14 protein-coding genes, 2 pseudogenes and 1 riboswitch are annotated in these 13666 nt (G+C 60.9%); of the genes and pseudogenes, 7 read left to right on the forward strand and 9 right to left on the reverse strand.

Features of this window, described 5'->3' with window-relative positions; all coding sequences use genetic code 11:
* Position 1: 1 nt before the first annotated feature.
* Together mqo and AACV02_RS01265 are read right to left on the reverse strand one after the other, a co-directional pair.
* Positions 2-1510 carry a malate dehydrogenase (quinone) gene (mqo, locus tag AACV02_RS01260; protein WP_106578695.1) on the reverse strand — a complete coding sequence of 503 codons (1509 nt, stop codon included), beginning with the start codon at positions 1508-1510 and terminating at the stop codon, positions 2-4.
* Between the two features lie 724 nt (positions 1511-2234).
* Complete coding sequence (locus AACV02_RS01265; RefSeq protein WP_119736632.1) at positions 2235-2468, reverse strand: hypothetical protein; 234 nt, start codon at positions 2466-2468, stop codon at positions 2235-2237.
* Between the two features lie 182 nt (positions 2469-2650).
* Here AACV02_RS01265 and AACV02_RS01270 point away from each other — a divergent pair, with 182 nt between their 5' ends.
* Complete coding sequence (locus AACV02_RS01270) at positions 2651-3235, forward strand: YajG family lipoprotein (RefSeq protein ID WP_064450736.1); 585 nt, start codon at positions 2651-2653, stop codon at positions 3233-3235.
* A gap of 56 nt (positions 3236-3291) precedes the next feature.
* On the opposite strand, the gene AACV02_RS01275 is transcribed toward AACV02_RS01270, so the two are convergent.
* Positions 3292-3501, reverse strand: coding sequence for a hypothetical protein (locus AACV02_RS01275; protein WP_106578697.1), 210 nt, complete (start codon positions 3499-3501; stop codon positions 3292-3294).
* A 183-nt stretch (positions 3502-3684) separates the two neighbouring features.
* Between AACV02_RS01275 and AACV02_RS01280 the strand changes: the two genes are divergently transcribed.
* Positions 3685-3942 (forward strand): hypothetical protein, encoded by a 258-nt coding sequence (locus AACV02_RS01280; RefSeq protein ID WP_106578698.1) that lies wholly within the window; start codon positions 3685-3687, stop codon positions 3940-3942.
* Between the two features lie 121 nt (positions 3943-4063).
* Here the strand turns inward: AACV02_RS01280 and AACV02_RS01285 are convergent, their stop codons facing one another.
* On the reverse strand, positions 4064-5227 hold the full coding sequence (locus AACV02_RS01285; RefSeq protein ID WP_177413673.1) for a 1-acyl-sn-glycerol-3-phosphate acyltransferase: 1164 nt from the start codon (positions 5225-5227) through the stop codon (positions 4064-4066).
* Between the two features lie 131 nt (positions 5228-5358).
* Between AACV02_RS01285 and AACV02_RS01290 the strand changes: the two genes are divergently transcribed.
* The 3 genes from AACV02_RS01290 to AACV02_RS01300 are packed head-to-tail and all read left to right on the forward strand — an operon-like array spanning position 5359 to position 6470.
* Entirely contained in the window at positions 5359-5541 is a 183-nt protein-coding gene (locus tag AACV02_RS01290; protein ID WP_106578700.1) for a CPXCG motif-containing cysteine-rich protein, read from the forward strand.
* 11 nt (positions 5542-5552) lie between these two features.
* Positions 5553-5813 carry a putative signal transducing protein gene (locus tag AACV02_RS01295; RefSeq protein ID WP_106578701.1) on the forward strand — a complete coding sequence of 87 codons (261 nt, stop codon included), beginning with the start codon at positions 5553-5555 and terminating at the stop codon, positions 5811-5813.
* A 36-nt stretch (positions 5814-5849) separates the two neighbouring features.
* Entirely contained in the window at positions 5850-6470 is a 621-nt protein-coding gene (locus AACV02_RS01300; protein WP_106578702.1) for an SOS response-associated peptidase, read from the forward strand.
* Positions 6471-6574: 104 nt separating this feature from the next.
* Here the strand turns inward: AACV02_RS01300 and AACV02_RS30810 are convergent, their stop codons facing one another.
* Together AACV02_RS30810 and AACV02_RS30815 are read right to left on the reverse strand one after the other, a co-directional pair.
* Positions 6575-7417 (reverse strand): methyl-accepting chemotaxis protein, encoded by an 843-nt coding sequence (locus AACV02_RS30810; RefSeq protein WP_372239320.1) that lies wholly within the window; start codon positions 7415-7417, stop codon positions 6575-6577.
* Between the two features lie 15 nt (positions 7418-7432).
* Positions 7433-8713: pseudogene (locus tag AACV02_RS30815) on the reverse strand (HAMP domain-containing protein); the annotation flags it as partial.
* A gap of 228 nt (positions 8714-8941) precedes the next feature.
* Between AACV02_RS30815 and AACV02_RS01310 the strand changes: the two are divergent.
* Positions 8942-9759: pseudogene (locus AACV02_RS01310) on the forward strand (M48 family metalloprotease).
* Positions 9760-9880: 121 nt separating this feature from the next.
* Here the strand turns inward: AACV02_RS01310 and AACV02_RS01315 are convergent.
* The 3 genes from AACV02_RS01315 to AACV02_RS01325 form a co-directional block, all read right to left on the reverse strand.
* Positions 9881-10465 carry a TMEM165/GDT1 family protein gene (locus tag AACV02_RS01315; protein ID WP_016974259.1) on the reverse strand — a complete coding sequence of 195 codons (585 nt, stop codon included), beginning with the start codon at positions 10463-10465 and terminating at the stop codon, positions 9881-9883.
* A gap of 88 nt (positions 10466-10553) precedes the next feature.
* Positions 10554-10675: riboswitch (yybP-ykoY riboswitch) on the reverse strand.
* Between the two features lie 50 nt (positions 10676-10725).
* Complete coding sequence (locus tag AACV02_RS01320; protein ID WP_119736638.1) at positions 10726-11724, reverse strand: class I SAM-dependent methyltransferase; 999 nt, start codon at positions 11722-11724, stop codon at positions 10726-10728.
* Between the two features lie 30 nt (positions 11725-11754).
* Positions 11755-12720 carry a 2-hydroxyacid dehydrogenase gene (locus AACV02_RS01325; RefSeq protein WP_119736640.1) on the reverse strand — a complete coding sequence of 322 codons (966 nt, stop codon included), beginning with the start codon at positions 12718-12720 and terminating at the stop codon, positions 11755-11757.
* A gap of 84 nt (positions 12721-12804) precedes the next feature.
* On the opposite strand from AACV02_RS01325, the gene AACV02_RS01330 reads away from it, so the two are divergent.
* The gene (locus tag AACV02_RS01330) at positions 12805-13437 is read left to right on the forward strand and encodes a LysE family translocator (protein WP_119736643.1); all 633 of its coding nucleotides are present in this window, start codon (positions 12805-12807) and stop codon (positions 13435-13437) included.
* Positions 13438-13666 lie beyond the last annotated feature (229 nt).

Here is a 13666-nt window from a genome sequence, read left to right on the forward strand (position 1 = left end):
CTTATGCGTAGCTTTCGGCTTCGTTGCTTTGCTCAACCAGTTCCAGGCTGATGTTGTTCTGCGTATTGATCTTGCGATACAGCTCGGCATCGGTCTCCAGGACTTTTTCGCGCGCCGGGAAGATCTCGTGCAGTTTGGCCGCCCACTCGCCCGCAGCCTTTTGCGGGAAGCAGCGCTCGATCAGTTCCAGCATGATCGACACGGTCACCGAAGCACCTGGAGACGCGCCCAGCAGGGCGGCCAGCGAGCCGTCTTTGGCTGCAACCAGCTCGGTGCCAAATTGCAGCACGCCGCCTTTTTTCGGGTCTTTCTTGATGATCTGCACCCGCTGACCGGCCACTTCCAGGCGCCAGTCTTCGGCTTTCGCCTCAGGGTAGAAGCGGCGCAGGGATTCCAGGCGCTGCTCCATGGATTGGCGCACTTCGCTGACCAGGTACTTGGTCAGGTCCATGTTGTCGCGAGCCACGGCCAGCATCGGGCCGATGTTGCCGGCGCGAATCGACATTGGCAGGTCCAGGAACGAGCCGTGCTTGAGGAACTTGGTGGTAAAGCCGGCATAGGGCCCGAACAGCAGGGATTTCTTGCCATCGACTACGCGGGTGTCCAGGTGCGGCACGGACATCGGCGGCGAACCTACCGCGGCCTGGCTGTAGACCTTGGCCTGGTGGTGCTTGACCACCTCCGGGTTGTCGCAACGCAGCCACTGGCCGCTGACCGGGAAGCCGCCGAAGCCTTTGCTTTCTTCGATGCCCGAGGCTTGCAGCAGCGGCAGGGCCGCGCCACCGGCGCCGAGGAACACGAACTTGGCGTCGACTTCACGGCTGTTGCCGCTGTTGACGTCCTTGATGCTCACGGTCCAGCCCGCGCCGTTGCGCTTGAGGCCAGTGACGCGCTTGCAGTACTTGACCTGGGCATCCGGTGCGCTGGTCAGGTGCGACAGCAATTGATTGGTCAGAGCGCCGAAGTTGACGTCGGTGCCATTCATCACGCGGGTGGCAGCGATTTTTTCGTCGAGCGGGCGACCCGGCATCATCAGCGGCATCCACTCGGCCATCTCACTGCGGTCTTCGGTGTAGTGCATGTCCGAGAACGCGTGGTGCTGGCTGAGGGTTTCAAAGCGCTTCTTGAGGAAGGACACGCCTTTGTCGCCCTGCACGAAGCTCAGGTGCGGCACCGGGCTGATAAAGGATTTGGACGAGCCAAAGGTGCCTTTTTTGGTCAGGTACGCCCAGAACTGCTTCGACACCTCGAACTGGGTGTTGATGTGCACGGCTTTCTTGATGTCGATGGAGCCATCAGCGGCCTGCGGTGTGTAGTTCAGCTCACACAGCCCGGCGTGACCGGTACCGGCGTTGTTCCACGGGTTGGAACTTTCCGCGGCACCCGAATCCATCAGCTCAACGACTTCCAGCTTGAGGCCGGGGTCGAGCTCTTTGAGCAGTACGGCCAGGGTAGCACTCATGATGCCGGCCCCTACCAGTACTACGTCGACTGCTTCGTTATGCGCCATTTAACGCGTCTCCAAAATCTGCAGCACCAAATTGACGGCATGGCTGCCAGGAGTGACGGGGCGGTTCACGTGTTGCCCCAGATTACCCATGGCCAGGATCGCCATGTCCGATTCGCAATTCTTTGCAACTTCAGCACACGCTTCCTGCCGGGCTAATCTGCCTATGAACGCATTCATAGGCGCCTGTGGCAATTCGACTTATGGTCAAAGCGTGCGATTTGTGCAACCAATCCGTAGCGGACAGGCTCAAGCTCCGGTGTTTGAGGAGTGCTCGGTCCTGTGTGGTTGGGCTGTTCCAGACGCTGATGGTGCTTGTACAAACGCCAAACTATTCATTTGCTCGCCACACTCTTGTGAAGTTGTGAAAACCCGTTTTTTCACGCTCTTTTGAAGACGTGAACCTCAAAAAAGGGCTGCCCCAGCCTGGCACCTGGCCCGCAAACCTCTGCCGACACGCGGCAAAACGGGCAAACAACTCAAGTGGCCGAGCGCAATGGCAGCTCTGGCAGATTCGGTAAGGCGGGTGGGTTGCAAAGAAAACAGCAAGCGCGCCAGCTTCACTCGATCTGTGTGGGCGGCTCTCTGTGGGCGATTCATGGGTTAATACCGAGGCATTAACGATGCTGCGAGGCCCGATCAGGAGACGTCCTTATAATCGGGGGGAGATTGTAGCGAAGAACGCCGGGGAAATGGGCGTGTTTTATGACTTTTATTCGTGTCTCGGTCAGGAGGCCAACGCATGCCGGGGTTGTGCGTGCATAACCTTCGGGCTGACCCGCGCGCTTGCCGGCAGCGGGCGGTGCATCCAGCCCAGATGAGTCTCCGAGACTTCCACCCAACCTTCGCCGACAGGCGGCAGGCTGCACTGCTTGAACGCCAGGCAATGGCCGTGCGCATCAAGCAGCGCATAGTGGCGATGACGGGTGTGTTGCATGAACAATGACTTGAGAAGGCGCATGGCTTTGTACCTGTTGCGTTACATGCTTGAAGGTTGCCAGTGTGGCATGACATTGGAATGACGGATTTATGCGAAATTGTAATTTGAGCATGCCTTCAGCTGCCGTTCAGGATGGCTGGTGAGTGGCGCGCATGCACCGTTATACTGGCGCCCTGTTTGCATCTAGTCCTGGAGAAATGAGTATGTTGCAACGCCTGTTGTTCGGTTTGATCACTGTGACCAGTTTGACCCTGGTTGGCTGCGCCAACAGCCCGCAACAACTCAGCCCGCAACCTAAAGTCACCGCGCAGCTGGCGCCTGTCGGTCACGGCCAGCCGGTATCGGTGCGTGTGGTGGACGGTCGTCCGTCGCCGACGCTGGGTTCGCGTGGTGGGCTGTACCCTGAGACCGCGCTTATTTCGGTCACCGGTCAAGACGTGCTGCCCAAGCTGCAGGCCCAGGCCGAAGCCGCCGTGCGCCTGTTGGGCTTCACACCGGCCAACTCGCCGGGCGCGCCTCAGCTGACCATCACCCTGGCCGAACTGAAATACCAGTCGCCCAAAGAAGGCTTGTACGTGACTGAAGCCTCCATTGGCGCGACGTTCAAGTCCGACGTCAGTGCCGGCACCCGTCGCTACAGCGGCCGCTACGGCGCATCGCTGAATCAGCGTTTCGGCATGTCGCCCAATCAAGAGACCAACACCAAGCTGGTCAGCGACGTCCTCAGTGACGCCCTGACTCGCCTGTTCAAAGACCCAAGCATCGGCCAACTGCTCAGCGCGCAGTAACCCTGCATAAAAAAACCGGGCTCAGCGATGAGCCCGGTTTTTTTACGCCTGTCGCTTCATGCCGCGGTTTCGACATAAAAGTCCAGCACACTCACACCGGTGAGCAGGTCCAGCTCCGGCAGGTCGGCGTGCTGGTGCCCGCCCAGCGCGCAATACACCAGCCAGTGGCGATCCTGAACGTTGAAGGCGAGTGCGCCAACCAGCGCCTCTTGCTCATCGTTTGGGGCGATCAAATACAGCCGATCCTGGTTTTGCGCATGCAGCATGACAAGCTCCCGGGTGTTCGAAGGGCAACAGCGTGGCTTGTTAAGGTGACGTTCAGGTGACGCTGTAAATTAATGGATACATTGATCGTACTTGGGGGACGGAACGTTTCAGCGGCAGGAGGCCAATATCACTCAGGTTTGTATCTGAATTGATACCAGCACACTGTACGACTGAGGTTTGCGATGGCGCTGCCTGCACTGCTGATCAATGTTGTGGCTCTACTGGTGGCCTGCCCAGGCGCAGCGCTGCTGTTCATCACCCGTTTGCGCGAGCAGCGCGCACTGGCCGATCTGACCGCGCAAAGCGAAGATCGCGCGATTGACCAGCCGATGTTGTTTCTGGATGTGCGCACCGAACGGGCGCATCGTCTGGCTTATCGCTTAGGGTTTGCCTGCCTCGGGCTGGCGCTGGCCACGTCCTGGCTCAGTACTCACCTCTAAAAAACACCACAAAACAAATGTGGGAGCGGGCTTGCCCGCGAAGGCAGGGGTTCAGTCGATACATCCTTGACTGAACCCGCGCTTTCGCGTGCAAGCCCGCTCCCACATTTTGCTTCGGTGTTTACAGTGCAATCCCGGCTTTAACCCGATATTGATTCCTCACCGGCGTCGCGTACTGCACCACCAGATACGGCCGGTGCTCGGCCGGGCATTCATTCAAGCGCCGTTCCCACTCCGCTTTCGCCTTGGCCAGCTCGTCGGCCGGGAACACCTCGGCCGCCGTCGGCACCTGCAATTGCGGGTCGGCGTCGCTCCACTGCGCGTACGCCAGGTAATGCACCGGGAACAGGCGATAGCCGCCGAGAATCTGCCGGTCCATTTCCACCGCCAGCAACTTGGTGTCCTCGAAACGTTCGGTGATCGGCGGCGCAAAGTTCACATGCACACGGCCCTTGTAGCCGGTGATGCCCAGGGCGATGCTCACATCATCCTCGCCCGGCGCCTTGCTGTAGGTGCCGGTGGTGGCGCGGATATACAGTTCGCGGGCCTTGGCCGTGTCGCAGGGGTCGTATTCGTAGCTGATCGACACCGGCGTCAGGTTCAGCGACTGGATCACCTCGGCAAACGGCTCATCCTTGCGGCTGACGTGAAACATCTTGAGGATCGCCGACTCGGTGCGATCGTCGCCATCCTTGGCCCGGCCTTCGGCCTGGGCGATCCAGATCGACTGACAGTCGTTGCGGATCGAATGGTTGATGTAGGCCGACAGCAGGTTATACGCCGCCATCTTTTCCTTTCGCCCGGTGATCGAGCGGTGCACGATGAAGCTCTTGTTCAGGCGCATCAGGTCGCTGACAAACGGCTTTTGCAGCAGGTTGTCGCCAATGGCAATGCGCGGCGTCGGCAGGCCGGCGTGGTACACGGCGTAGTTGACGAAGGCGGGGTCCATCACGATGTCGCGGTGGTTGGCCAGAAACAGGTAGGCGGTGCCCGACTTCAGCTGTTCGACGCCGGTGTACGTCACCCCGTCGGTTGCGCGGTCAATGGTGTGGTCGACGTAATATTCGACTTTGTCCTGCAGCGTGGCCACGGTGGTGACACCGGCGAACTCGCGGCGCAGCTTGCGGGCGATCATCGGCTTGAGCAGCCAGCCCAGGGCGCCGGCAAAGCGCGGGAAGCGGAAGTGGGTCAGGATGTCCAGAAAGGCCTTGTCACTGAACAGACGCGCCAGCACTGCCGGGACTTCGCTGTCGTTGTAAGGTCGGATGGTATCGAATTCGCCCATCATGCTCTCTTGTTAGAAACGGCTAGTGTAAGTAAAGGAAATATCAGGGTGCGGCCGCAATATTGGCTCTGCCGTGAATAGCCCTGTAAATAGACCGGCGATTATACGCACAAGTCACCTGGGAGACCGCGATGCTGGAAACCGAGTCGTACGATTGTCCTTATTGTGGTGAGCCGGCTGAGGCCGTGCTGGACCTTTCCGGCGGCGATCAGTCATACATTGAAGACTGCCCGGTGTGTTGCCGGCCAATAATCTTTGATCTGCAGGTACACGATGACGAATGGATGCTCACGGTCCGCAGCGAAAACGAGTAACAGGTACGCGCATGCAGCGAATCTATGAACCGGAAAACCTGATGGAAGGCGAGTTGCTGCAACAAATGCTCGCCAGCGAGGGCATCGAGGCGCACCTGGTGGGGCGCCATTTGCTCGGCGGTACCGGCGAATTGCCGATTTTCGGCCTGCTGGGCCTGGAGGTGGACAACGACCAGGCCGTTTACGCCCGTGAGCTGATTACGGCCTACATCGGTGCGCAACCGTTGCCCGGCGACGAACCCGACAGCTTTCCCGACGTATTGGTCTGTTAGGCTGTCGGTCGGTTTACCCAAGAGTCGTGTTACCCCATGTGTGGACGTTATGCCCTGTTTCGCTGGAACCCTACGTTTGCTGCCTTGCCGGGCTTCCCGGCCGACCAGCAGGCGCAGTGGAACATCTCCCCGAATGATTCGGTGCTGATTCAGCGCTTGAGCGAAGGCCAGCGCACCCTGGCGCGCGCGCGCTGGGGCCTGACGCCGCCCTGGCTGACTGACCTTTCCCGCACCCCGGCCCACGCCCGCGCCGAAACCCTGGCCGAGCAACCGATGTTCCGCGAAGCCTTCCGCCAGCGCCGCTGCCTGCTGCCCGCCAACGGGTTTTACGAATGGCGCGGCACCCAGCGCAAGCGCCCGTACTGGCTGACGCCGGGCGAGGGCTCGACGCTGTTTTTTGCGGCGATCTGGGAAGCGTATCCGGTGCAGGAACAGGTATGGCTGAGCACCGCGGTGGTGACCCAGGCGGCGCAGAGTCAGCGGCGGCCTTTGATCCTGGATGCGGCGGGGCAGGAGGCGTGGCTGAATCCGCAGACGCCGTTGCCGGTGTTGCAGGGTTTGCTGGCCAGTGAGCCGGCTGCGTTGCGCGAGCGGGTGTTGGCCAATATGGTCAATGATCCGAAGCTGAATGGGCCGGAGTGCCTGACACCGGGCTGAAGTCGGGCTCACTCCATGCCAGCTCCTACATTTGAAGGTGTTCACACATCAAAATGTGGGAGCTGGCTTGCCTGCGATAGCGGCCTGAAGACCACCGCCAAATCCTAAACCTTAAACTGATTGATCAAGCGCCGCTGCTGCTCCGCCAGCTTGGTCAACTCCGCACTGGCTGCGCTCGATTCATCCGCGCCGCCCGCCACTTCATTGGCCACCTGGCCGATATTGATCACATTGCGATTAATATCCTCGGCCACCGCGCTCTGCTCCTCGGCGGCGCTGGCGATCTGGGTATTCATGTCGTTGATCACCGACACCGCCTGAGTGATCGTCTCCAGCGCCTCGGCCGCCTTCGCCGCATGCTGCACGCTTTCATCGGTGCGGTTCTGGCTGTCTTCCATCACCTTAACCACATCGCGCGTGCCTTGTTGCAACTGCTGGATCATGGTCTGGATTTCTTCGGTGGCCTTCTGCGTCTTCTGCGCCAGGTTGCGCACTTCATCTGCCACCACCGCAAAACCACGGCCTTGCTCGCCGGCCCGCGCTGCCTCGATGGCGGCGTTGAGCGCCAGCAGGTTGGTCTGCTCGGCGATCCCGCGAATCGCTGTGAGGATCGCGTTGATGTTCTCGCTGTCCTTGGCCAGCGTTTGCACCACGCCCACCGCTTTACCGATTTCCTGCGCCAATGCGCCGATAGACGTCGAGGTATCACGCACGATGCGCATGCCCTGGCTTGCGGCTTGGTCAGCGTGGCTGGCGGCTTGCGCGGCCTGGGTGGCATTGCGCGCCACGTCCTGGGCGGTGGCCGTCATCTCATGCACGGCGGTGGCCACCTGGTCGATCTCGACCATCTGTTTGTGCACGCCCTGATTGGTGCGAATCGCGATGTCGGCGGTGTGCTCCGACGAATCGCTGACCTTCTGCACCGAGCTCACCACCTGGGTGATCATGCCCTGCAGCTTGATCAGGAAAGTATTGAAGCCGGTGGCAATCGCGCCCAGTTCATCGGCCCGGTCACTGGTCAGGCGGCGCGTCAGGTCGCCTTCGCCCTGAGCGATGTCATTGAGCATGGCCACCATTTGCTTGAGGGGGCGGGCGATGCCGTGGCCCACCAGCCAGATCACCAGCAAGCCGAGGCCGGCAATCAACAGGCCCAACATGGCCATGCCGAAGGTGTCGGTCTTGCGCTGGGCTTGCAGGTCGCTTTGCAGTTTTTGCGAATCGGCCATCACCGCGCTCAGTGGCAGTTGCAGCATCAAGGTCCAGCGCGCTTCGGCCTGTCCGATGTTGAAGGGCAGGAACAGCTCGATGTGCCCGTGTTCCTTATCGATGTCGTAGCGCACTTCGCCGACTTTCAGCTGGCCGAGATTGGCCAGAGCGTTGCTGTCGAGCAAGTCAGCGGCTTTTTCGCCCAGCTTGCTCGCGTCCTTGGTGTAGGCCACCAGGCGACCGTTACTGGAAATCAGCGCCAGTTCGCCGGCGCCGTTGTAGAGGTTCTGGTCGGCGCGGGTGAGCATGTCCTGAATGAAGTTCACCGACAGGTCGGCGCCGACAATGCCCTGGAAAGTGCCATCGATCATGATCGGTTCGATAAACGAGGCCAGCATCACCATCGCATTGCCGACCTTGTAAGGCGCAGGGTCGATGGCGCAGGGCTTCTTGCTTTCTTTGGAGCACAGGTAGTACTCACTGGCGCGCACGCCGGTGGCGAGGATGTTCTGGTCGTTGACGTCGGCGAGTTTGTCCAGGCCCAGGCTGCCATCGGCGTTGCGGTACCACCACGGCAGGAAGCGCCCGTCGGCGGCCATGCCGACGATCGACGTGTTCACGTAGGCGGCGTCGTTATGGTCGATCGCATTGGGTTCCCAGCCGATATACGCGCCAAGGATTTTCGGGTTGCGCACCACGGTTTCGTGCAACAGGTTGATCAGTTGTTCGCGGCCCACTTGCAAGGCCGGTTCGCCCTTGGCGTCTTTCATGCCGAGCAGGGCGTTGGCCGTGGCCAGGCCTTTGGCGGTCACCAAGGGCGCTTCCAATTCACGCTGGATCAACGTGGCCTGGGTGTGCGCCAGGGCGGTGAGCCGTTGCTCGATGATCTGCTCGAACTGCGCCTGGGTGCGTTCCTGCACCAGTTCCTGGGTGCGCGCGCCGGCGAACACCGCGTAGAGCACCAAAACGGCGACCACACTCAGCACGATGGCCCCGGTCAGTGCTGCGACAGAAAACTGAATCGACTTGAATTTCATGAAAGCTCCGGGCGCAGGGGCAGGTGGGCTGCCTTTGTGTATCGGCCACGGGCTCGGGAGGCTTAAGGCTCGGCGGGTGAAATAGTGCCGGATGTCGCAAATGGACTGTTGGCCGCCGCTGTGGGCATGTGGGATGTATCTGAAAGTTAGCGGTTACACGTCTATTGTATCTGGCGCCGATACACATGAGCGCCTAGGATACGCGCCATGTTTTCAGGGAGCGTGTTCATGAAGAAGTCATTGGCGGTAAGTGGGTTGGTTGCGGCGATGCTGCTGGCGGGTTGCCAGTCGGTTAACACCACCAGCGGCGGCGCCGTCGGGTAGAGCGCAAGCAGTATATGTTCAGCATGTTGTCGAGCCAGGAAGTCGACCAGATGTATGCCCAGTCCTACCAGCAGACGCTGGGTGAGGCGAGCGGCAAAGGCATGCTCGATAAAACCAGTGCCAACGCGAAGCGCGTGCAGGCCATCGCCAATCGACTGATCGCCCAGGCGCCGACCTTTCGCCCGGATGCGGCGCAATGGAAGTGGGAGGTGAACCTGATCAAAAGTGATGAGATGAACGCCAACTGCGGGCCTGGCGGCAAGATCTTCGTGTACAGCGCGTTGATCGACAACCTCAAGCTCACCGATGACGAACTGGCCGCGGTGATGGGCCATGAAATCGCTCACGCCTTGCGCGAACACGGCCGTGAAGCCATGTCCAAGGCCTACGGCATCGAGATGGCCAAGCAGGGCGCCGGTGCCTTGTTCGGTCTGGGCCAGGACAGCCTGGCGCTGGCCGATACGGTGGCCAACTACGGCATGACGCTGCCCAACAGCCGCGCCAATGAAAACGAAGCCGACCTGATCGGCCTGGAGCTCTCGGCTCGGGCCGGTTACAACCCGAACGCGGCCATCACGTTGTGGAACAAGATGGCCAAGGCGTCGGAAGGTTCTCCACCGGAGTTCATGAGCACGCACCCGGCCTCCGACAGCCGGATCGCCTCATTGCAGGCGGCGATTCCGAAAGTAATGCCGCTTTACCAGCAGGCCAAGAAATCCTGAGTTAACGCGGACCCCTGTGGGAGCTGGCTTGCCTGCGATGCAGGCGGGTCGGTCCTTCAGAAATACCGAGTTGATGCTATCGCAGGTAAGCCAGCTCCCACATTGGATGGGGTTTACAGGTCTAGATCCAGCCGCTGCTTTGCATGGCCTTGTACACCGCCACCACCGCCAGAACGAAGAACGCCGTAGCCGCCAGTCGACGAATCAGGGTCAGCGGCAGTTTCTCCGCGGCGAAATTCCCCGCCAGAACCACCGGCACGTTGGCAATCAGCATGCCCAGGGTGGTGCCGATAATCACCAGCCACAGCTCAGGGTATTGCGCCGCCAGCATCACCGTGGCGATCTGCGTCTTGTCACCGATTTCGGCGAGGAAGAACGCAATCAGCGTGGTCAGAAACGGGCCGAACTTGCGCGTGGTACTGGCTTCGTCATCGTCGAGTTTGTCCGGCACCAGGGTCCACAGCGCCGTGGCGCAGAAGCTCGCCGCGAGGATCCAGTGCAACACCGCATCCGAGAAGAAACTGCCGAACCAGGCGCCCACGGCACCGGCAGCCGCATGGTTGGCCAGGGTCGCGGCGACGATGCCGGCGATGATGGGCCAGGGTTTGCGGAAGCGAGCAGCAAGGATGAGCGCGAGCAGTTGCGTCTTGTCGCCGATTTCGGCCAAGGCAACGATTGCGGTAGGAACGAGTAATGAATCCAGCATCAGGTAAGTTTCCAGGGGCGGGTCGACACGGCTATGACACGTACAGCCTTCCCGCCCCGGGTAAGGTGTGCGTGTCATAGGTCTTGTCAAACCCCGGTCCGTCTGTGCGGACTCCTGGGTCGCATACGCCATGGTCTGCTGACCAAGTATGTTGACGTATGCCGGACGAGCGTGGCGCTCGTGGGAGACTACTCCCCTAGGACGGAGCGGATTCTGCCTAGGCAAAACCCATTCGGCAAGCCTTCTTTTTCAAAAAGCTATCAGCCGCGTTTGGCACGATAAATGCGAAAACCGTTGCCTTCGGCCTTGATTGCACACACGCCCAAGTGCTCTTCGATCAGCGGTTGGTACTTGAGGAAGCTGTTGGCCACCAAGCGCAGTTCGCCGCCTTTTGCCAGGTGTTTCGCCGCTTTTCGCAGCAAGTTTTCCGTGGCGAAATAATCGGTGTGCACGCCGACATGGAACGGCGGGTTGCTCAAAATCGCGCTTAAACCCATCGGCGCAGCGTCGATGCCGTCACCGGTCAACACCTCGGCTTCCAGGCCATTGGCCGCCAAAGTCAGGCGGCTGCTGGCGGCGGCGAACGCATCCACGTCAAGCATCGTCACCGTGTTGTGCGGGTAGCGACGCTTGACCGCAGCGCCCAGCACGCCGGCGCCGCAGCCAAAGTCGAGCAAGTGCCCGCTGGGCAACTTGTCCAGGTGTGCAAGCAACAGCTCGGTGCCGCGATCCAGGCGACCGTGGCTGAACACGCCCGGCAGGCTCACCACCTTGAGCGGCCCTTCGGCCAGCGGTACTTCAAACACCTGCGCCAGGCTTTGCAGTTCGACCGCTTGCGGGGCATTGGCCACGGTGACCTGCCACAGCTGGCAGTGCCGCGCGTTGTCGAGCTTGCGGGGCTTGCCGAACGGAATCATCTGCTTGGCGGCGCTTTCGATACCGCCTTTTTTCTCGCCGACCAGAAACAGCTCGGCGCCGGGCAGGCGTGCGGCCACGGCGTTGAGCAGGTAATCGGTGAGGTCCTTGGATTTGGGCAGGAAAATCACCGCCGCATCAAACCCGCGTTCGGGCACGTTCACGCCGAAATGGCTGCGTTCGGGGAAGCGTGCGTCGAGCGCCGCCTGGTCGCCGGCATGCCAGCTCCAGCCGTGGGCATTGGGCAGGCGGCCGAGCAAATCGTCGGCGGGCAAACCTACCAGCAGCAGGTTGCCTTGAAAAAGTTCGGCCTGACGAAGCAGTACTTCACTGCGCGGATCCATGGTCTGCTCCTTGAAAAGGGGCGCAGTTTATCAACTGACGACGCGCAGCGGGGTGCCGTTGAAAAAGCCGCGGGCGTTTTCCGCCAGTTGGCCAACGATGCGCTGCCGCGCTTCGCGACTGCCCCAGGCGTTGTGGGGCGTCACGATCAGGCGAGGAATGTCGCCGGCCAGCAGCGGGTTGCCATTTACCGGTGGCTCCACGCTCAGCACATCGGTGGCCGCACCGCCCAGATGGCCGCTGCGCAACGCGTCCGCCAGGGCTTGTTCGTTGATCAAACCACCGCGCGCGGTGTTGACGATAAACGCGCCGGGCTTGAGCAGTGCCAATTCGCGGGCACCGATAAAGTCGCGGGTGTGTTCATTGAGCGGGCAGTGCAGGGTCAGCGCGTCGACTTGCGCGAGCAGTTCATCCAGTGGCACGCGGTCAGCGCGGGCAGGGCGGCCCGGAATCGCGCCGAGCACCACGCGCATGCCGAAGGCTTCGGCCAGACGCGCGACGGCGCTGCCCAGTTCGCCGTGGCCGAGCAGGCCGAGGGTTTTGCCCTCCAGCTCGACAATCGGGTAATCCAGCAGGCAGAACTGTTTGGCTTGTTGCCATTTGCCCGCGCTGACGTCGCGTTGGTAGTCGTTCAGGCGCGTCGCCAGATTCAGCAACAGCATGATTGTGTGCTGCGCCACCGACGGCGTGCCGTAGCCCTGGCAGTTGCTCACCGTAATGCCATGGGCGCGGGCCGCGGCGAGGTCGACGTTGTTGGTGCCGGTGGCCGATACCAGGATCAGCTTGAGTTCGGGGCAGGCTTGCAGCGTTTCGGTATTCAGCGCGATCTTGTTGCTGATGACCACTTGAGCGCCTTGCAGGCGTTCGATCACATTCTGCGGCGTGGTATGCGCGTACAGCTGCAGGTCGCTGAAGCTGTTGCGCAATTCGCTGAGGTCCAGGTCCCCCAGGTCCAGGGACGGGTGATCAAGGAAGACGGCGCGGCGATTGTTCGTCATCAACTGTACCTTTTGCGACAGGGTTCGAAGGCGTAATCTGCCGAGCCTATCAGATGAAATAATCAGTTACTTAATGGAGTGAGCATGTACGCCGCCGAGTTTTTGACCGTAGCCTTGATTCACTTGTTGGCGGTGGCCAGCCCCGGCCCGGATTTCGCCGTGGTGGTGCGCGAGAGTGTGACCCATGGCCGTCGCGCCGGCACCTGGACCGCTTTGGGTGTGGGCTCGGCGATTTTCCTGCACGTGGGCTATTCGCTGCTGGGGATTGGTTTGATCGTGTCGCAGTCCATCGTGCTGTTTAACGCACTGAAGTGGGCGGCGGCGGCGTACTTGTTGTACATCGGTTTCAAAGCGTTGCGTGCGCAGCCGGCCAAGCCGGTTGCCGAGGGCGAGTTGCGGCCTGAAGTGGGTGAGCGCACTCCGCGTGCGGCGTTTACAGTGGGGTTTGTGACCAATGGTTTGAACCCCAAGGCCACGCTGTTTTTCCTGTCGCTGTTTACTGTGGTGATCAACCCGCACACGCCGCTGGCGATCCAGGCTGGGTACGGTGTGTACCTGGCGGTGGCGACGGCGTTGTGGTTTTGCCTGGTGGCTATGTTGTTCAGTCAGCAGCGGGTACGCGCGGGATTTGCGCGGATGGGGCATTGGTTTGATCGGACCATGGGGGCGGTTTTGATTGCGATTGGTGTGAAGCTTGCGTTTACGAGTATGAAGTGAGGGGTGGGCTTTGGTCTGTGCTGTGGGAGTGAGTGCATATCCGTTGCTGCGGTAACGGCCACTTAGGGTTCCGCTCTTACAGCGGGTCACTTTTGGCAAACGCCCCAAAAGTAACCAAAAGGTCTCTGCCCCACCACTCGGTGCCTCGCCCAGGCTCGGCATGCCCTCACTCCGGCTTGAATCCGTGGGCCGCCGCGACGGGCCATCCATGGCCCAACGCGGCTAACCC

The sequence above is a fragment of the Pseudomonas sp. Larv2_ips genome (assembly GCF_963879675.1).
In the GTDB taxonomy this organism is placed as follows: domain Bacteria; phylum Pseudomonadota; class Gammaproteobacteria; order Pseudomonadales; family Pseudomonadaceae; genus Aquipseudomonas.

Coding starts and splice junctions, on each gene's coding strand:
- AACV02_RS01270 (WP_064450736.1), top strand. CDS start 2,651: ATGTTGCAACGCCTGTTGTTCGGTTTGATCACTGTGACCAGTTTGACC.
- AACV02_RS01290 (WP_106578700.1), top strand. CDS start 5,359: ATGCTGGAAACCGAGTCGTACGATTGTCCTTATTGTGGTGAGCCGGCT.
- AACV02_RS01280 (WP_106578698.1), top strand. CDS start 3,685: ATGGCGCTGCCTGCACTGCTGATCAATGTTGTGGCTCTACTGGTGGCC.
- AACV02_RS01275 (WP_106578697.1), bottom strand. CDS start 3,501: ATGCTGCATGCGCAAAACCAGGATCGGCTGTATTTGATCGCCCCAAAC.
- mqo (WP_106578695.1), bottom strand. CDS start 1,510: ATGGCGCATAACGAAGCAGTCGACGTAGTACTGGTAGGGGCCGGCATC.
- AACV02_RS01300 (WP_106578702.1), top strand. CDS start 5,850: ATGTGTGGACGTTATGCCCTGTTTCGCTGGAACCCTACGTTTGCTGCC.
- AACV02_RS01265 (WP_119736632.1), bottom strand. CDS start 2,468: ATGCGCCTTCTCAAGTCATTGTTCATGCAACACACCCGTCATCGCCAC.
- AACV02_RS01315 (WP_016974259.1), bottom strand. CDS start 10,465: ATGCTGGATTCATTACTCGTTCCTACCGCAATCGTTGCCTTGGCCGAA.
- AACV02_RS01330 (WP_119736643.1), top strand. CDS start 12,805: ATGTACGCCGCCGAGTTTTTGACCGTAGCCTTGATTCACTTGTTGGCG.
- AACV02_RS30810 (WP_372239320.1), bottom strand. CDS start 7,417: ATGATCACCCAGGTGGTGAGCTCGGTGCAGAAGGTCAGCGATTCGTCG.
- AACV02_RS01320 (WP_119736638.1), bottom strand. CDS start 11,724: ATGGATCCGCGCAGTGAAGTACTGCTTCGTCAGGCCGAACTTTTTCAA.
- AACV02_RS01325 (WP_119736640.1), bottom strand. CDS start 12,720: ATGACGAACAATCGCCGCGCCGTCTTCCTTGATCACCCGTCCCTGGAC.
- AACV02_RS01295 (WP_106578701.1), top strand. CDS start 5,553: ATGCAGCGAATCTATGAACCGGAAAACCTGATGGAAGGCGAGTTGCTG.
- AACV02_RS01285 (WP_177413673.1), bottom strand. CDS start 5,227: ATGGGCGAATTCGATACCATCCGACCTTACAACGACAGCGAAGTCCCG.